This window comes from Streptomyces mesophilus (assembly GCF_011044995.1).
Lineage (GTDB): Bacteria > Actinomycetota > Actinomycetes > Streptomycetales > Streptomycetaceae > Streptomyces > Streptomyces mesophilus.
In genome coordinates, this window is the sequence record NZ_JAAKZW010000182.1 from 1 (window position 1) to 17,278 (window position 17,278).

Below are 17,278 nucleotides of genomic sequence, written 5' to 3' on the forward strand. Positions count from 1 at the left end.
TTGAGCAGACCATCCAGCCCCTGCGGCGATTGAGCAGATCCGAACGAAGTTCGGATGCGGGGGTCTGGGGGCGAAGCCCTCAGTTTCGGGAAGGGGCGGGGCGGGGAGAAAGCCCGCCGCAGGCGCCCTCAGCCCACCGCAACCACCACTCAGCCCCGCGACTCCGCAGAGGCACGCGAACGCGAACGCGAAGGCGAGGCCGAGGACTCACGGGACGCAGCCGGCGAAGGAATCGCCACCGCCCCCTCCCCCGCATCGCACGTGTCACCACACGACATCACCCGCGGCAACCGCAACGCAGCCAACGCACCGAGCAGCAGCAACCCCGCGCTGACCATCAGCGTGACGTGCAGACCGTTCACGAACGAGTCCCGCGCGGCGGACCGCAGCGCCGCCCCCGCACCGCCGCCGAGCGAGTCGGCGACCTCGTAGGCCTCGCCGAGGGAGTTCTCCGCGGAGGCGCGGGCCGCCGACGGCACGCCCGGAGCGGCCGCGAGCCCGGGCGCGTACGCCGCGTTCATCACGCTGCCGAGCAGCGCTATGCCGATGCCGCCGCCGAGTTGGTACGAGGTCTCGCCGATCGCGGCCGCCCCGCCCGCCTGTCCCTGCGGCGCCTCGCTGAGCATCGACTCGTAACTGCCGAAGAGCGTGGTCTGCAGACCGAAGCCGAGCAGGACGAAGCCGACCAGCATCAGGGGCGGGTTGTCGTCGTGGCCGAGGAAAGTGAGGACCAGAACAGCGGCTGCCGTGAGACAGAAGCCGGAGGCGACCATGGCGCGCGGTCCGACCCATGGCAGCAGGCGGGAGCCGACCAGGCCGCCGGCCATCGCGGCGAGCGTGAGCGGGACCATCCGCAGCCCCGTTTCCAACGGGGAGAGCCCGAGGACCAGCTGCAGATACTGGGCCGCGATCAGCATCAGACCGACCAGCGCCAGCATGGCGAGGACGATGCAGCTGACCGAGGTGCCGAACGCGGGCCGCGCGAACATCGACAGATCGACGAGGGGGTGGGTGCGGCGGCGCTGACGGCGTACGAAGAGGATCAGGAGCACCGCGCCGACGACGAGCGGCACCAGGGTCATGGCGCTGAGCACGCCTTCGCCGCCGCCCGCGCGCTTCACGCCCATGACCACGCCGAAGAGTCCGCCGGCGGCCATCAGCGCACCGGTCACGTCCCACGGTCCGTCGCGGTCGCCGGTCGACTCGGGCAGCAGCCACCGGCCGATGAACAGGCTCGCGAACATCAGCGGGATGTTGATGAGGAAGACCGAGCCCCACCAGAAGTGCTCGAGGAGGAAGCCGCCGAGCAGCGGACCCGCGGCGGCGCCGATCGCGGCGACGGCGGTCCAGACGCCGATGGCGACGGCCCGTTCGCGCCGGTCGGGGAAGACCTGGCGGACGATCGAGAGGGTCGCGGGCATGATCATCGCGCCGCCGACACCGAGCAGCGCACGGGCGGCGATCAGCAGGTGGGGCGAATCGGCGAGCGCGGCCATCGCGGAGGCGACGCCGAACAGGCCGTATCCGAGGAGCAGCACGCGGCGGCGGCCGACGCGGTCGCCGAGGGTGCCGAAGAGGATGAGCAGCGCCGCGCACACCAGCGGATAGGCGTCCACGATCCACAGGAGCTGGATGCCGCCCGGCTTGAGGTCCTCGGTGACGGCGGGGACCGCGACATGGAGCACGGTCGAGTCGATCGCGACGATCGCCAGGGACACACACAGGACGATCAGGACGACCCAGCGGTTGGCGCCGCCTTCGGGACACAGGAGCCTGGTAACGGCCGAGGGCCGCCGCGCGGCAGCCGTGGTCGTCCCGCTCATCCGTGTACCTCCAGTGGGTCCTCGTACGCGGCCGTCGGGTGGGGCCGACCGGCGCGATCGCGAGTGAGCCGTCAGATTACGTCAGTTCACTGCTGGTGCGCGTGGTCCATCTCTCACGCGCGCACGAGACTGCTTGTGGCGTACACCACCCCTCTTCCCCCTATACACGCGCAGAGGGCACACGCCGGTTCGGGCCGCTCCGGTGACGGCACCCATAATCGAGCCCGTGACCGATCTTGATCAAGGCCCCGCGGGGCCTCCCGCGACCGGACGCCTGACCCGGGCGCTGCGCCACGCGGCGCCCGCACTGCTCGTCTACGCCGGGGTACGCGCGCTCGGTCTCCTGGTGCTCGCGCTGTGGTGCCTGGGCACGGGCAAGAGCCCGCACACCCTGCTCACCGCGCGCTGGGACTCGCTCTGGTACACCCGCGTCGCCGAGCACGGCTACGGCTGGTCGACCACACTGCCCGACGGCACGGTCCACTCGAACCTCGCGTTCTTCCCACTGCTGCCCTGGCTGGAGCGGGCGCTCTCGGCGATCAGCCCGCTGTCGTACGCGGACGCGGGGATGGTCGTCGCGTGGCTGGCCTCGCTCGCGGCGGCCTGGGGGATCTTCCTGATCGCCGACCGCCTGTACGGGAGACGTGCCGGGGTCTGTGCGGTGACGCTGTGGGCGGTGCTTCCGGTCGGGATCGTGCAGTCGATGGCGTACAGCGAGGCGCTGTTCACGGCACTCGCCGCCTGGTCGCTGTACGCGGTGCTGCGCGAGCACTGGCTGACGGCCGGTCTGCTCGCGGCACTCGCCGGTCTGACCCGGCCCGTGGGCATGGCGGTCGTGGCGGCGCTGTGGGTCGCGGCGATCCTCGTGGTCGTACGGGAGAGGCGGGCGCCCTGGCGGATGGTGCTCGGGGCGGTGCTCGCCCCGCTGGGGGCGGCCGGGTATGTGCTGTGGGTCGGACAGAAGACGGGCGGCGGGCTCTTCGGCTACCTCGACGTCCAGAAGCAGTGGGGCAACGGCTTCGACTTCGGGTACGCCTTCGCGCGCTTCATCGGCGACAAGTTCACGTCATTCCCCTCCGCGCTCGCCGGGGTCGGTCTGATCGTCGGAGTCGCGGCGGTGATCTGGCTGTACGTGGCGGGCGCCCGGCAGAAGCAGCCGGTGCCCCTCCTCGTCTACACGGGGATCGTGCTCGCGCTCGCGCTGTGCGCCTCGGGGTACTTCGGGTCCAAGCCGCGGCTCCTGATGCCGGCCTTCCCACTCCTGCTGCCGCTCGCCGTCGCCCTGGGGCGGCTGCGAACGCCCAGGTCGGCGGCGGTCCTCACGGTCGTGGGCGCGGCATCTGCGGCGTATGGGGCGCTTTGGCTGAACGGATCGGGTCCGCCGTGATCGGCAGGGAAAATCGGCACTGATTACCGGTGAACGAATTCGCACCGCCCACTAAAGCGGCCCCGGAAATGATCAATGAAATAGGAGTCGAAGGTCCCGCGCTTTTCGACGAACCGGGGGAATAAAGGGACTCCTGAGATCAATCCCACATCACATCGTCATCACAAAGCCACTGATTCGGCCTAGCGCTCAGCTCACTCGCTGTAACGTCGATTGGGTGCGTACCGAACAAAACCTCACCCGTCTGGACCGGCTCTTCGCCCGTCTGGACCGTGAGCCTGAGCGGCCGCAGAACCTCGACGTTCCGCGGATGAGCCCGCACCGAATCGTGCTTCTCGGCTCGACCCTGGTGTTCTACGGGCTCATCGTCGTGGCCGTCATCAACACCACCTGGCTCGTCAGGCTCGACTGGCAGCTGATGTTCTTCCGTCCCTACGAGCAGTGGTCCGGGCTGCACGCCTGGATCGACTACTACGTGGTGCTCGGCCAGCGCGGCCCCACGGCGGTGATGGTCCTGGCCTGGCTGGGCTGGCGCTCCTGGCGTCAGCACACCCTGCGTCCGCTGCTGATGCTCGGCACCTCGTTGCTGCTGCTCAACATCACGGTGGGCGCCGCCAAGATCGGCATGGGCCGGCTCGGCCCGCACTATGCGACGGCCATCGGTTCCAACGAGATGTGGCACTTCGGCAACGGCGATATATTCCCCTCCGGCCACACCGCCAACGCGGTCGTGACCTGGGGCATCCTGGCGTATCTGGCCTCCAGCCAGCGCACCCGCCGCTATCTGTCGGCGGTCTCCGCGATCGTGGCGCTCGGTGTCGGACTCAGCACCGTCTATCTCGGTACGCACTGGCTCAGCGATGTGATGCTGGGCTGGGCCGCCGGCCTGCTCATCCTGCTCGCGCTGCCCTGGTTCGAGCCGCTGGTCGCACGGGCCGAGGCCTGGATCTTCGCGGTGCGCGACCGGATCCGCGAGCGCGGCACGGCAGCGGGCGCGGTCCCGGCCGGAGTGCCGGCCATGTTCCCCCAGCGCACACCCGCCGACGACGAGGTACCGGCCACACGCGAGCCGGTCGCCGCGACCGTGCATCCGGCGCGCGGACTCCGTACGCACCCGGTCCGCACCGAGCGCGCGCCCGCCACCCCGGTCGTCAGCCGCCGGCCGCAGCATCCGGAGCGGGTCGGCCGCTCCACCGCGGCGAGCCCGGTCACGGGCAGCTGAGGCACGTCGAGAACCGCACGGACAGCGGGGCCGGTACGCACAACCTCCCCGCAAGGCGAAGGCCCCGGCTCATCGAGCCGGGGCCTTCGCCGTTCGTACGCAGAGATCTCAGCCGTCGTCCGGCGGTGCCCCGCGCGGGGGCCTCAGCCCTTCCAGCAGCGCGTCACCGCGCCGTCCTCGACCTGGAAGTTCAGCCGCCCTTCGAGGTACTCCATGGTGATGATGGCGCCCGGCGGCAGCTTTCTGACCGTGCGCCAACCGTGCTCGAGGGCCTGCTGCTCCGCGCTCTGCGCGTCGAGGCCTACATAGGTGTCGGGGCTGTCCTGAGGTCCCGCTCCGGGCGTGGGTATCGGTGCCATACGGCCACCGTAGGCGTCCGCGCCGCGCTGTGGGAAGCGGAGGCCGCAGCCCCGGGAACGGACGCGCCGAGCGCACACCAAGCGTCACCTGTCCCCCGGCGGTCACGCTTGTGTCACAGCTTCTCTACATCGGTTTATCCCGCAGCTCTTCACACGAACGAGGGGTTCCGAATTGACGATGCGGGTACTCGTAAAGGTCGTTCTCGGACCGTTCCCACTCCGTTCCCGACCTGTTCCGGGTCCGGTGAATTCCAGGAGGCGCGGCCGTCCGTGATTGCCCCGTAATAGCGATCCCGGCTCCACGCCGACGACTTGACGGGCCATAGGGAATTCATGGTTCCCGTACAGAATCTCCCCGGATCTCTCGATTACCTCCGCTGCCCGGCAGGTACTCCCGTGTGCACGCCCCCTGTTGGAGTCGGGGTCGACGCGAGCATCATGGCGAGTGCTCGGGGCCCGGAACGTGACGACGCGAGGGGGCAGCGATGGGGACGGACACCGTGCAGGAGGTCGCCGATGCGGCTCCGGTACGCCGGCCGGGGCGGGTGGTCGTCGACTGGCTGACGACCACGGACCACAAGAAGATCGGGCATCTCTACCTGATCACCTCGTTCGTGTTCTTCCTGATCGCCGGTCTGATGGCCCTGATGATGCGGGCCGAGCTCGCCCGCCCCGGGCTTCAGCTGATGAGCAACAACGAGTTCAACCAGGCGTTCACGATGCACGGCACGATCATGCTGCTGCTGTTCGCGACGCCGACCTTCGCGGGCTTCGCCAACGAGATCATGCCGCTGCAGATCGGCTCCCCCGACGTCGCCTTCCCGCGGCTCAACATGCTCTCGTACTGGCTGTTCCTCTTCGGCGGCCTGATCGTGCTCGGCTCCCTGCTCGTGCCCTCGGGCCCCGCCAACTTCGGCTGGTTCGCCTATGCGCCGCTCAACAGCCTGGAGCGCTCGCCAGGCATCGGCGCCGACATGTGGATCATGGGGCTCGCGCTCTCCGGCTTCGGCACGATCCTCGGTGCGGTGAACTTTCTGACGACGATCATCGGGATGCGCGCGCCCGGCATGACCATGTTCCGGCTGCCCATCTTCACCTGGAACGTGCTGTTCACGTCGATCCTCGTCCTGCTCGCCTTCCCGGTGCTCGCGGCCGCGCTCCTTGTCCTGGAGGCGGACCGGCGGTTCGGGTCCATGGTGTTCGAGGCCGAGTTCGGCGGTGCGCTGCTCTGGCAGCATCTGTTCTGGTTCTTCGGGCATCCCGAGGTCTACATCATCGCGCTGCCGTTCTTCGGGATCATCACGGAGATCATCCCGGTGTTCAGCCGGAAACCGATCTTCGGTTACGTGATGCTGGTCGGCGCCACGATGGCGATCACGGGTCTGTCGGTCGTGGTGTGGGCGCACCACATGTTCGCGACGGGCGCGGTGCTGCTGCCGTTCTTCTCCTTCGTGTCGTTCCTGATCGCGGTGCCGACCGGGGTGAAGTTCTTCAACTGGACCGGCACCATGCTCAAGGGGTCACTGAGCTTCGAGACCCCGATGCTGTGGGCGGTCGGCTTCCTGGTGTCGTTCCTGTTCGGCGGTCTGACCGGGGTGATCCTCGCGTCGCCGCCGATGGACTTCCACGTCACCGACTCGTACTTCGTCGTCGCGCACTTCCACTACGTGGTGTTCGGCACCGTGGTCTTCGCGACCTTCGGCGGCTTCTACTTCTGGTGGCCCAAGTTCACCGGCAAGATGCTCGACGAGCGGCTCGGGAAGATCCAGTTCTGGACGCTCTTCGTCGGCTTCCACACCACGTTCCTGGTGCAGCACTGGCTGGGCGCGGAGGGGATGCCACGGCGGTACGCGGACTATCTGGCCGCCGACGGGTTCACGGCGCTCAACACCCTCTCGACGATCGGTGCGTTCCTGCTCGGGATGTCGACGCTGCCGTTCCTCTACAACGTCTGGAAGACCGCCAAGTACGGCAAGAAGGTCGACGTCGACGACCCCTGGGGCTACGGGCGTTCCCTCGAGTGGGCGACCTCGTGTCCGCCGCCGCGGCACAACTTCGTCACGCTGCCCCGGATCCGCTCGGAGTCCCCGGCGTTCGATCTGCACCATCCGGAGTTCGCGGCGTTCCAGCGGGAGACGAACCCCGTTCCAGAGCCCGGGAGAGGCGGTCACGACTCCGCCTGATGTGCTCGGTCAGCTCGGCGGGCTCCAGGACCTCGAACTCGTAGCCCATGAGCATCACATGGATGACCATGACGTCCAGGCTGCCGGCCCCCGTCCGCAGGACGCAGGTGCTCTCCGTCTCGGCGGTGAGCGTGCCCGCGGACGGGGAGATGCGCTGCTCCGCCTCCTGTACGGAGGTGTGCAGGCGGATCGTCGCCTGGGCGTCGTACGCCCTGGTCGAAACCCCCTTGGAGACATACGCGGCGAGGTCTTCGGCGGGTGCTGCGCGCGGCTCGAAGCGCGGGCCGTGCGGAGGCTTGGGCGTGATGCGGTCGACGCGGAACGTACGCCAGTCGTCGCGGTCCACATCCCAGGCGACCAGATACCAGCGGCGTTCGGTGCACACGAGGCGGTGCGGCTCGACCGTGCGGCGGGTGGCACTGCCGCCGTGGTCGCGGTACTCGAAGCGCAGCCGTTCGGCGTCGCGGCAGACGCCGGCCAGCTCGGTGAGGACGGAAGGGTCCACGGCCGAGGCCTGGGCCGACCGCAGCATCGGCACGGTGAACGCGTTGAGGGTGCTCACGCGCCGGCGCAGCCGGTTGGGCAGCACCTGCTCCAGTTTGGCGAGCGCCCGTACCGAGGTCTCGCCGATGCCCTCGATGCCCTGCCCGGCCGCGGTACGCAGTCCGACCGCGACGGCCACCGCCTCCTCGTCGTCGAGAAGCAGCGGCGGCATCTCGGCGCCGACGCCGAGCTGGTAGCCGCCGCCGGTGCCGGGTGAGGCGTTCACGGGGTAGCCGAGTTCGCGCAGCCGGTCGATGTCGCGGCGGACCGTGCGCGGGGTGACGCCGAGGCGGTTCGCGAGGTCGGGGCCGGACCATTCGCGATGCGCCTGGAGCAGGGAGAGCAGCTTCAACAGGCGGGCCGAGGTCTCGAGCATGGCACCGAGTGTGCCATCGACATAGGCCGCCTCGAGTACCTCGGTTCTCCGTCGTCATGAGGACTGTAGTTGTCCGCAAGGGCCACTACTTTGTGAGGCATGGCGGAGAACACTGCACCCTCGACGATCGAACCCTTCCGGATCGAGATACCTCAGGCGCAGCTCGACGACCTGCGCACCCGGCTCGAAGCGACCCGCTGGCCCGATGAACTCCCGGGCACCGAGTGGGAGTACGGCGCGTCGCTGACCTATCTGAAGTCACTGGCCGAGTACTGGCGCACCGGCTACGACTGGCGCAAGCACGAGGCCCGGATCAATGAACTCCCGCAGTTCGTCACCGAGATCGACGGCGCCAAGGTGCACTTCCTGCATGTCCGCTCACCCGAGCCGGACGCGCTTCCGCTCATCCTCACGCACGGCTGGCCGGGCTCGATCGTCGAGTTCCTGGAGCTCGTCGGCCCGCTCAGCGACCCGCGTGCCCACGGCGGCGACCCGGCGGACGCCTTCCATGTGGTGGTCCCCTCGATCCCCGGCTTCGGCTTCTCCGGACCGACCCGCGACAAGGGCTGGAACGCCACCCGTGTCGCCAAGGCCTGGCACGAGCTGATGGGGCGCCTGGGATACGAGCGGTACGGCGCCCAGGGCGGCGACCTCGGCGCGATCATCTCGCCGACGCTCGGGCGGATCGAACCCGATGCGGTGATCGGGATCCATGTGAACGCCCCATCGGTGGGGTTCATCCCGCTCGGCCCGGTCTCGGACGAGTTCAAGGCGCAGCTCAGCGAGAAGGAGCTGAAGCGCCTCGACATGATCAACTGGTTCACGAGCGAGGGGTTCGGCTACAACAAGCTGCAGTCCACGCGCCCCCAGACGCTCGCGTACAGCCTGAGCGACTCCCCGGTCGGACAACTCGCCTGGATCATGGAGAAGTTCAAGGAGTGGACCCATCCGTCCGCCGAAGTGCCCGAGGACGCGGTCGACCGGGACACGCTGCTCACCAACGTGATGTTCTACTGGCTGACCGGCACGGGCGGCTCGGCGGCACGGATCTACTACGAGAACACCCACGTCCTCGACTGGTTCCCGAGCGCGTCGTCCACGGTGCCCACCGGAGTCGCCAACTTCCATGAGGATCCGGCGATCCGCCGGTGGGCCGAGGACCTGAACAACATCACGCACTGGAACGAGTACGAGCAGGGCGGGCACTTCGCCGCCCTCGAGGCTCCGCAGCAACTCCTGGGCGACGTAAGGGAGTTCTTCCGGACGCTGCGCCAGCCGCCGCCCGGCGCGGCGCGCTAGCTCCCCTCGCTCCCGTCGGCCCGGGCGGTCACCTTGACCGACAGATCGTTGTCGACGGTGTAGTACGGCTCGGCGTCGACCGGGCCGTACTCGCCCGTCACCCGCAGCGCCGGATAGGTGAAGACGGGCTTCTTGTCGGCGACATCGTCGAGCAGGCGCCCGACCCGCACCCGCGGCCCTCGCGCACCCGAGGGCCGCAGCCGCAGGTCCCACAGCCCGGGCATGAGCACCCGGTACGGGACGGTGGCGGTGAACTCGTCGCCGTCCACCACCACTTCGGCTCGCGGGGACGGCTCGTCGCTGCCGCGCGGGTCCACCTCCAGATACGCCCCGTCGTCGAACCCGGCGCCGAAGAGCCGTCCCTTGAAGGTGAGCCGGTCCTCACCGATGTACAGCTCGCCGGCCTCGGCGTGCGGTGAGCGCTGCCAGGCGCGTACCGCGAGATGGCCGTCCTTCGTGGGGTACGGGATCCGCACCCGGAGGTGGTCCTCCCCCTTGCCGGGCACACGGCCGAGCAGGGTGCGCAGATCGTTCATGCCCGGCAGCATCCGGACCGGGGCGTCCTCGCCGAGCACCAGGTACGCGTCCCAACGGCCTTCCCGCAGAACGGTGTCGACCGGCAGCTCCGCCCGCAGCCGGCCCGGGGACGTCTCGGCGAGCGGCAGGCGCACCTCGTCCGTGGCCCGACCGCGCCGCCGCTGGAGCAGCAGGACGGCCTGTCCGCCCGCGGCACCGGACAGGCCGAGCTCGAACGCGAGCCCGCCGTCCGCGTCGGCCACGCAGTGGGCACGCGGCCCGGTGCTGCGCTCGGACTCGGTCAGTGCCGATGTGCTGGTGCTTCCGGTGCTTCCGGTGCTCCCGACGCTCTTGGTGCCGGTGCTGTCGGTACTGCTGGTGCTCATACGGTCCTCGCCTTCACGACGGCCGCGCGCACGCCGTTCTTCTGCACGTAGCCCAGGCCCTGGCGCGCCGCGCCGGCCACGTTCCTGACCGCGTACGCCCCGCCGACCAGTGAGCCGCGGGCCCGGTGGGCGCCGGAGCGGAACCGGCCGCGGCGGGCGACCAGTTCGGTCAGGAGCCGGTCGTAGCGCTCCCCGATCGTCGCCGGGTCGTAGCGGTGCGCACGCTCGCGGGCCGCACGGCCCATGGCGGCACGCTTCTCGTCGTCGTTGATCAGGCCGAGCAGCGCGGCACCCATGGCCTCGGCGTTCCCGTTGGGGACCAGCTGCCCGTTCACACCGGGTTCGATGATCTCGCCCGGCCCGTGGGGGCAGTCGGTGGCGACCACCGGCAGGCCCGCCCGCATCGCCTCGACGATGGTCATGCCGAACGGTTCGAAGCTGGAGGAGACCGCGGCGATCGCCCCCTTCGTCCACTCCGGCTCCAGCGGACTGACGGGCCCCATCAGGAAGACGTGGTTGTACAGGCCGAGCCGTCCGATCAGCTCGCGCAGGTCGGCCCGCTCCACCCCGCCGCCGTAGATCCGCAGCTTCCAGTCCGGCCGCTCCTCGACCACATGCGCGAAGGCGCGTATGAGCAGGTCGTACCGCTTCATCCGGGTCAGCCGTCCGGCCGCGACCACCCACTTGCCCCGGCCGTCCGCGGGTTCGATGCCGGGGTCCGGCACCGAGTTGGGCACAGATTCCACGCGTACGCCGGGCAGCCACAGCTTGCGGTAGTCGCGGGCGTCCTTCTCGGTCACCGTGATCAGCGCGTCGAGTCGCGGATACAGGGCGCGCAGCTCGCGGCGGAGCCGGGGCGAGTGCGTGGAGTAGGTCAGATGCTCCTGCCCGAGCAGGACGGGGCCGCGGCGGGTCTGCCGGACGAGGTGGGTGTTGAGTCCGGGCCGGGTGCCGATGACCACGTCCGCGTCGGTCCGCGCGAGATGGTCGCCGATCCGCCGGTCGGTCAGCCGGCTGTAGCGTTCGTACGCACCGTCGTGGCGTGCGAAACAGCGGGACGGCAGTTTGTGTTCCGGGTCGTCGCCCTCGTAGGTCGCTTCCTGTCTACGCAGGTCGACGAGGTAGCGCACGGGCACGTTCCCGTCCGGCGCGAGCAGCGGGCTCGCGCGGTTGCGGAAGACCGAGACCACCTCGACCTCATGCTGCTCGGCGAGCTGCTCGGCGAGGTTGAACGTGGTCCTGATCGTTCCCCCGATGCCGTAAGCGCTGTTGATCAGGAAAGAAATCCGCATGCGTCCCCAAGTTCCCCGTTTCCCCGCGGACATATGGAGGTTCCCCTCCCCGGTGTCCCCTCCCCGGTGTCCGCCTGACATCAGGTGTGACGTCCGAACGCCTGTGCCGGTTGGGTTCCGGTAGGAGCTCGTTCTCCAACCGTTTGATCTTTGTGACCCGGAACGGGGAACTCCCCACCTCTCGTCCCGGTTTCCCCCTCGCGCACATCCCTTCCTCCCGCACCCGAGGCTCTGCCAGGGTGGACGCATGGCGACGACGCTTTTCAGACGAATGCTCGAGGCACTGCCGCGGCTCGGTGTCCATGTGCTCGATCTGGAGCCCGGAGCCGCCGTGATCTCCCGGCGCGGCAGATGGCAGCACGCGAAGTTCGGCGGCAGCGGATCTCATCTGCTGGTGCGCGGCGACCAGGACGTGGCCGACGAGCGGGAGTTCCAGCTCGCGGCGGCCCAGTACCTCTGCCACCACCATGTGGCCGGAATCCTCGAGCAGTACGGCGTGAACTGTGTCTTCGACGTCGGCGCCAACCGCGGGCAGTACGCGAAACGGCTGCGCCGGTCCGGTTACAAGGGACGGATCGTCTCGTTCGAGCCGGTCCCGCTCACCTTCGAGACCCTGCGCGAGGCCGCGGAGAACGACCCGGACTGGCAGGTCCACCCCTGCGCCCTCGGCGCCGAGGAAGGCACCAGCACGATCCACGTCGACTGGAACACCATGAACTCGCTGCTGCCGCCCAGCGCATACGGACGCGGCCGCTACAACCGCTTCAAGCAGGGCGGCACCGAGGAGATCACCGTCCGCCGCCTCGACAGCGTGATCGACGAGGCGCTCGACGGGATCGCCGACCCGCGCCCGTATCTGAAGATGGATACGCAAGGGTTCGACCTGCAGGTCTTCGAGGGCGGCGGGAAGCGGATCGACGAGTTCGTGGGATTGCAGTCGGAGGTCGCACCGCTGAGGCTGTACGAGGGCAGCCCCGCCATGGCCGAGTCGATCGCCGCGTACGAGGCCCGGGGTTTCGGCATCACCGGGATGTATCCGGTGACGCGGGAGCCGGCGACGGGGCGTGTGGTCGAGTTCGACTGTGTGATGGTGCGGGCGGAGACGGCCACCTCCTGAGACCGCGGGGGGAACCCTTACTGCTCGTACGGAAGTTGGGGCACCTCGAAGCAGTTCTCGTTCATGTCGCCGCCCTCCGTCACCCAGCCGTCGGCGTCCTGCCAGCGGGCGACCGACAGACAGGTCCGGCGGGTCCTCGGCGGCTCGGGACGCTGCTCGAAGACCACCGGGACCAGCAGTCCGCGCGCGTCGTAGGGCTCACCGCGCCGCATGAACGCGTCCACGCACTCCCGGGTGACGCCCGCTTCCTGTCCGGCGCAGGACTTGGCCGCGTCCGCGAACCACATGGCCGCCGCCCAGCCTTCGAGCTGCCACTGCGAGAGCCGGCGGTCCGAGCCCTTCATCGCGTCCCGGAACTCCTTCGCGGCCTCGCTGCCGGGGTCCTGATAGTTGCGGCTCGACCCCGTCACCCACAGGGCGTTGCGGCAGCGCGGGGCGTCCGCGTAGTCCTCGAGGACACCCGAGTTCCAGTTCTGGGCGTTGGTGACCTTCGCGGTGACCTTCGCGCCGACCTGGTCCATCGCCTTGCAGAGCTGCGCGTTGCCGTGCGAGTCGATCGCGTCGAAGACCAGATCGGCGCCCTGCTCCTTCAGATCGGCCGCGACCGCACGGAAGTTGGGCAGCGACAGATCGACCTGCTCGGTGACGACCTTGTAGCCCTCGGCCCTGAGACCGCGCGTGATCAGCTGGGCATAGCCCGCCGACGCGGCCTGGTTGTACGAGATCACGGCGGCGGTACGGGCACCGTGCTCGCGCTTGAAGTAGCGGTAGACCTCGGTGCCGCCGTACTGCTTGCCGTCCCAGCCCGCCTTGCCGCCCTCGCGCGGGGCGAGCGAGCCGTAGATCGAGTAGAGATGCGGATACGTGTCGTACGCGGGCCCGATCGGCTGCCCCCCGATGTCCGGGACGCCCGCGTCGGACACCCGCGGGGCACCCGCGTAGTCGAGCGTGGTCGTCGCGACGAGGGCGACGACCTTCTGCTCGTCGACGAGTTCGCGCACGCACTCGTTGTTGCCCACACCGCTGCCGCCGTCGTCGCAGGTGTGCACCTCCACCTTGCGGCCGCCGATCCCGCCCTGGGCGTTCAGTCGCTCGAAGTACGCCCGCGCCCCGTCCCGCGGCCCGGTGAACGCCTCGCCGCCCACCGGGCTCGTCTCGCTCGCGATGATCCCGACCTTCAACGGCGAGGTGTCCGCGGGCTGTTCGGGCCCGGTGGGCCGGTCCGTGAAGTCGCTCTCCGGCAGCCGGCTGCCGCAGCCGACGGCGACCAGGGCGAGCAGCGCCACGGACACGGCCCCGTACGACCGCACTCGCATCCGCTCAACAGCCGGGCATCGGCGAGGTACTGCCGCTCATCGCGAGCAGCCCGCAGAGCGTCTTGACCGAGACCTTCCAGGTGCCGTCCTGTTCCACCACGGCTCCCGAGGCGCCCGGCAGCACGACCGCGCCGTTGAGGGACAGGTCGTAGGTGACCTTGCCCTCGGTGGGCGAGGTGAACTCGACCTTCTTGACCTCGGCCGAGGTCTGGCCGCCGCGTTCGTCACCGCTGAAGGCCTTCAGGACCGGCCGCATCTCGGTGCCGTTCTCGAGGACCTTCTCCTTCTCGGCCAACGACACCTTGGGGTCGAAGAACTTCGCGAAGTTGGCCTTGATCTCCTTCTCGGCCGCCGCCGGATCCTCCGGCTGACCGCCGCCGCCTTCTTCCTCGGACGGCGACGCACTCGTCGGATCCGCGGGTGCGCTGGTCGTCTTGTCCTTGGTCGGGGTGGGCGGCGGATCGTCGCTGCCCCCTCCGCCGTCGTCACCGCAGGCCGTCAAGGCCGGGCCGATGACCAGGACCACTGCCGCGACGAGCGCGGCGCAACGTGTCCTGGAACGCGTGTGAGGGCTGCTCCCGAGGACCATCAGGCTCACCACCGGGTGTCGGACCGGGCCCTGCCCGGTGCTTTCAGGGTCAGCTTCAAGAAGGCATAGTGCAAGCGATCGGCTGACAAGAACAGACAGCCGACTGACTAGACATCAACAAAGACGCGACACCGGCACAGACGCACCCACACGTGAGCTGGATCCCGAGGGGGCCCGGATGCGGACTGCTCGACTGCGGACAGTGCACCCCTTGTTGTGGACGGGCCTCGCCGCCGCGGCGCTCGGCGCGGTGCTCTGTGTGATCGGCTGGTACGGGGTCTCGGGCGAGCGTTTCGCCGAACGCCAGGTGCCCTACCTCGCCTCCTGCACCCTGCCGGGCGCCGCCCTCATCGTGGCGGGCGCGGTGCTCGTGGCCCAGGCGCGCGGTGTCGCGGCCGCGGCGCGGATGGACGAGCTGTACGCCCTTCTCGTACGGGAGGAGGAGCCGCAGCCGGTCCCGGTGCGGCCGGCCGCGACCAGCGGCGATCTGCTGTTCGTGCCCGGCGGCACGCTCTACCACCGCGCCGACTGCCCGCTCGTCGCGGGCAAACCGCAGGCCGTACCGGCCGATGCGCATGCGCCGGCCGACGAGGGGCTCGACCGGTGCCCGATCTGCGAACCCGGACCTGATGCCGCCGAGGCCGGTCCGGAGTCCTGAGCGGTGAACTCGCTGACGTGGGACCTCACTCTGGCCGGCCTCGCCGTCGGCAGCGCGGCAGCCCTGACCGGCATCGGCCTGATCGTCACCTACCGGGCGACCGGAGTGCTCAACTTCGCGCACGGCGCGGTCGCGATGGTGTGCGCGTATCTGCTGCGGCAGTTCACCGTGGAGTGGGGCTGGCCGCTGTGGCTGGGCGCGGGAGTGACGCTGTTCGTCGTCGCTCCGGGGCTCGGACTCCTCCTGGAACGCGCGGTGTTCCGTCCCCTCGCCGTGCTCGGCAGCGATCCGGTGCAGACGCTGGTCGCGTCGATCGGGGTGTTCGTGCTCCTGGTCGGCGGGGCAGCGCTCGTCTGGGGACAGGGCGCGCATGCGGACGCCCCGCAGGTGCTCGGCGACGAACCGTGGGGGCAGCTCGCGATCGTCCTCACGCTCGCGGCCGGCGTGTGGGCGGTGACGCGCTGGACCCGCTTCGGCGGTGAGCTGCGCGCGGTCGTCGACAACCGTCCGCTGGCCGTGCTCGGCGGGATCGACGCGGACCGGGTGGCGTCGGTGGGCTGGGCCTTCGGTTCGTTCACCGCGGGTCTGACCGGGGTGCTGCTCGCCTCGCAGGTGCGCCTCGATCCCTACGGGCTGACCCTCCTGGTCATGCAGGTGATCGCGGTCGCGGTGGGCGCGGGCATGCACAGTCTGCCGATCGCGGTGGCGGTGGCGCTCGGGATCGGCGTGGTCCAGGCCCAGTTGACCCGGCTGCATCCGTCGGGCTGGGGCGAGCCGCTGCTCCAGGCGGTGGGCGCGAATCTGTTCGTGGTGGCGCTCCTGGTGTCCGCGCTGGTACTCCCCGGGATCGGCGGACGCGACGCCCTGCCGCGCACCGCGACGGCCCGTATCCGTACGCCGGCCGGTGTGTGGGTCGTCGCGGGCGTGCTCTTCCTGCTGCCGCTCGGCTTCGCGGGTTCCGACCTCCATACGGCGATCCAGGTGCCGGCCCTTGCCGTGGTCCTCCTCTCGCTGGTGGTCGTCACGGGACGCGGCGGACAGATCTCGCTCGGGCAGGCGGCGTACGCGGGACTGGGCGCCCTGTTCACGGCGCTGCTGACGGCGGGCCGCTTCCCGGGCCTTCCGGAGCTGCCGACGCTGGCGGCGCTCGGGGTCGCGGTCCTGCTCGTGGCGCCGCTCGGCCTGCTGACCGGCTGGCCGGCGATCAGCAGGCACGGTCTCGCGCTCGCCCTCGCCACCCTCGCGGTGGGGATGGGCGTGAGCCGTTTCGTCTTCGACCAGCCGTACGCCACATCGGGTCTCGGCATCGGCCGGCCCGCGGGCTTCGGCGGCGACCGCGCGTACTACATCCTCGAACTCGTCCTCCTGGCAGGCGCGTTGCTCTGCGTCTCGCTGCTCCGCCGCGGCCGTACGGGGCGCGCCCTGGCCGCCCTGCGCGATCACCAGGCGGGGGCGTCGGCGTCGGGCGTGCCCGTCCCGCTCATGAAGGTGGGTGCCTTCGTCGCGGGCGCCGCGCTTGCCGCACTCGGCGGCGGCATGCTCGGCATGGGCCTGCGCGCCTTCGACCCGGCGGCCTTCGACCCGGTGCGCGGCCTCCTGTGGTTCGCGGCGGTGGTCGTGCTCGGCGCGGACTCTCTGATCGGCGCACTGGGCGCGGCGGCGCTCCTGGTGGGCCTGGACGCGGGCACGCGGGGCGGGGTGGCGGCGGCAGTGATCGGGATCCTCGCGGTATTGATCGGCCGCTTCCCCGGCGGTCCTTACGAAGCGGTACGGGCCGTCGCCGGACGCTTCCACGGAACGGGCCCCGAGCTGCGGCTCACCACTCGGGGCGAGGCCGTACGGGCACGGATCGCTGCTCAGGCCGTACGGCGGGAGGCTTCGGCGGTACGAGGAGCGGCCGGGGTTGTCGGCGAGGGGGCCGCGGGGACGGCCTCATCCGCCCCGGAGACGCCGGCTCCGATGCCCGACGGCCACACGCCGCGTGGCGCCGCGTCCGGCCCTGAGGCATCCGAGCCGCTCCCCAGCAGTGACGCACCGCGCACCACCACGTCCGGTCCTGAGGCATCCGAGCGACTCCCCGGCGGCCACGCGCCGCGCACCACCACGTCCAGCCCTGAGGCATCCGAGCGACCCCCCGGCAGCCTCGCGCCGCGCGCCACCACGTCCGGCCGCGTGGGACACGCGGCAGCGGGCCGCAACGTGCCGCGTGTCC

At 70.2% G+C, this 17,278-nt stretch carries 13 protein-coding genes and 1 pseudogene; 7 read left to right on the forward strand and 7 right to left on the reverse strand.

The window, feature by feature from the left end; translation table 11 throughout:
* Window positions 1-149 precede the first annotated feature (149 nt).
* Window positions 150-1,823 (reverse strand): MFS transporter, encoded by a 1,674-nt coding sequence (locus tag G6045_RS30460; RefSeq protein WP_165335382.1) that lies wholly within the window; start codon window positions 1,821-1,823, stop codon window positions 150-152.
* A 226-nt stretch (window positions 1,824-2,049) separates the two neighbouring features.
* On the opposite strand from G6045_RS30460, the gene G6045_RS30465 reads away from it, so the two are divergent.
* Window positions 2,050-3,210, forward strand: coding sequence for a glycosyltransferase family 39 protein (locus tag G6045_RS30465; protein ID WP_165335383.1), 1,161 nt, complete (start codon window positions 2,050-2,052; stop codon window positions 3,208-3,210).
* A gap of 217 nt (window positions 3,211-3,427) precedes the next feature.
* Window positions 3,428-4,432 carry a phosphatase PAP2 family protein gene (locus tag G6045_RS30470; protein WP_165335384.1) on the forward strand — a complete coding sequence of 335 codons (1,005 nt, stop codon included), beginning with the start codon at window positions 3,428-3,430 and terminating at the stop codon, window positions 4,430-4,432.
* 143 nt (window positions 4,433-4,575) lie between these two features.
* Here G6045_RS30470 and G6045_RS30475 read toward each other — a convergent pair whose 3' ends face one another.
* A complete protein-coding gene (locus tag G6045_RS30475) occupies window positions 4,576-4,791 on the reverse strand; it encodes an I78 family peptidase inhibitor (protein ID WP_165335385.1) in 216 nt (71 codons plus the stop codon).
* 485 nt (window positions 4,792-5,276) lie between these two features.
* On the opposite strand from G6045_RS30475, the pseudogene ctaD reads away from it, so the two are divergent.
* Window positions 5,277-6,950, forward strand: a pseudogene (gene ctaD, locus G6045_RS30480) (aa3-type cytochrome oxidase subunit I); the annotation flags it as partial.
* On the opposite strand, the gene G6045_RS30485 reads toward ctaD, so the two are convergent.
* A complete protein-coding gene (locus G6045_RS30485) occupies window positions 6,850-7,893 on the reverse strand; it encodes a helix-turn-helix transcriptional regulator (protein ID WP_165335386.1) in 1,044 nt (347 codons plus the stop codon). The pseudogene ctaD and the gene G6045_RS30485 sit on opposite strands and share 101 nt — an antisense overlap.
* 99 nt (window positions 7,894-7,992) lie before the next feature.
* Here G6045_RS30485 and G6045_RS30490 point away from each other — a divergent pair, with 99 nt between their 5' ends.
* Window positions 7,993-9,192, forward strand: a complete 1,200-nt coding sequence (locus tag G6045_RS30490; protein WP_165335387.1) for an epoxide hydrolase family protein — start codon at window positions 7,993-7,995, stop codon at window positions 9,190-9,192.
* On the opposite strand, the gene G6045_RS30495 is transcribed toward G6045_RS30490, so the two are convergent.
* The gene (locus G6045_RS30495; RefSeq protein ID WP_235968402.1) at window positions 9,189-10,094 is read right to left on the reverse strand and encodes a hypothetical protein; all 906 of its coding nucleotides are present in this window, start codon (window positions 10,092-10,094) and stop codon (window positions 9,189-9,191) included. The two genes, G6045_RS30490 and G6045_RS30495, sit on opposite strands and share 4 nt — an antisense overlap.
* On the reverse strand, window positions 10,091-11,386 hold the full coding sequence (locus G6045_RS30500) for a glycosyltransferase family 4 protein (RefSeq protein WP_165335388.1): 1,296 nt from the start codon (window positions 11,384-11,386) through the stop codon (window positions 10,091-10,093). The genes G6045_RS30495 and G6045_RS30500 overlap by 4 nt, the downstream gene beginning before the upstream one ends.
* A 247-nt stretch (window positions 11,387-11,633) precedes the next feature.
* Between G6045_RS30500 and G6045_RS30505 the strand changes: the two genes are divergently transcribed.
* Window positions 11,634-12,503, forward strand: coding sequence for an FkbM family methyltransferase (locus tag G6045_RS30505; RefSeq protein ID WP_165335389.1), 870 nt, complete (start codon window positions 11,634-11,636; stop codon window positions 12,501-12,503).
* 17 nt (window positions 12,504-12,520) lie between these two features.
* Here the strand turns inward: G6045_RS30505 and G6045_RS30510 are convergent, their stop codons facing one another.
* Both G6045_RS30510 and G6045_RS30515 read right to left on the reverse strand, forming a co-directional pair.
* Window positions 12,521-13,819 (reverse strand): ABC transporter substrate-binding protein, encoded by a 1,299-nt coding sequence (locus G6045_RS30510; protein WP_165335390.1) that lies wholly within the window; start codon window positions 13,817-13,819, stop codon window positions 12,521-12,523.
* 4 nt (window positions 13,820-13,823) lie between these two features.
* Window positions 13,824-14,408, reverse strand: coding sequence for a hypothetical protein (locus G6045_RS30515; protein ID WP_165335391.1), 585 nt, complete (start codon window positions 14,406-14,408; stop codon window positions 13,824-13,826).
* Between the two features lie 178 nt (window positions 14,409-14,586).
* On the opposite strand from G6045_RS30515, the gene G6045_RS30520 reads away from it, so the two are divergent.
* The gene (locus G6045_RS30520; RefSeq protein WP_165335392.1) at window positions 14,587-15,066 is read left to right on the forward strand and encodes a hypothetical protein; all 480 of its coding nucleotides are present in this window, start codon (window positions 14,587-14,589) and stop codon (window positions 15,064-15,066) included.
* Between the two features lie 3 nt (window positions 15,067-15,069).
* Window positions 15,070-17,278, forward strand: a 2,209-nt coding sequence (locus tag G6045_RS30525; RefSeq protein WP_328707954.1) for an ABC transporter permease subunit, incomplete at its 3' end; no start/stop codon positions are given.

Coding starts and splice junctions, on each gene's coding strand:
- G6045_RS30460 (WP_165335382.1), bottom strand. CDS start 1,823: ATGAGCGGGACGACCACGGCTGCCGCGCGGCGGCCCTCGGCCGTTACC.
- G6045_RS30475 (WP_165335385.1), bottom strand. CDS start 4,791: ATGGCACCGATACCCACGCCCGGAGCGGGACCTCAGGACAGCCCCGAC.
- G6045_RS30485 (WP_165335386.1), bottom strand. CDS start 7,893: ATGCTCGAGACCTCGGCCCGCCTGTTGAAGCTGCTCTCCCTGCTCCAG.
- G6045_RS30490 (WP_165335387.1), top strand. CDS start 7,993: ATGGCGGAGAACACTGCACCCTCGACGATCGAACCCTTCCGGATCGAG.
- G6045_RS30495 (WP_235968402.1), bottom strand. CDS start 10,094: ATGAGCACCAGCAGTACCGACAGCACCGGCACCAAGAGCGTCGGGAGC.
- G6045_RS30500 (WP_165335388.1), bottom strand. CDS start 11,386: ATGCGGATTTCTTTCCTGATCAACAGCGCTTACGGCATCGGGGGAACG.
- G6045_RS30505 (WP_165335389.1), top strand. CDS start 11,634: ATGGCGACGACGCTTTTCAGACGAATGCTCGAGGCACTGCCGCGGCTC.
- G6045_RS30510 (WP_165335390.1), bottom strand. CDS start 13,819: ATGCGAGTGCGGTCGTACGGGGCCGTGTCCGTGGCGCTGCTCGCCCTG.
- G6045_RS30515 (WP_165335391.1), bottom strand. CDS start 14,408: ATGGTCCTCGGGAGCAGCCCTCACACGCGTTCCAGGACACGTTGCGCC.
- G6045_RS30520 (WP_165335392.1), top strand. CDS start 14,587: ATGCGGACTGCTCGACTGCGGACAGTGCACCCCTTGTTGTGGACGGGC.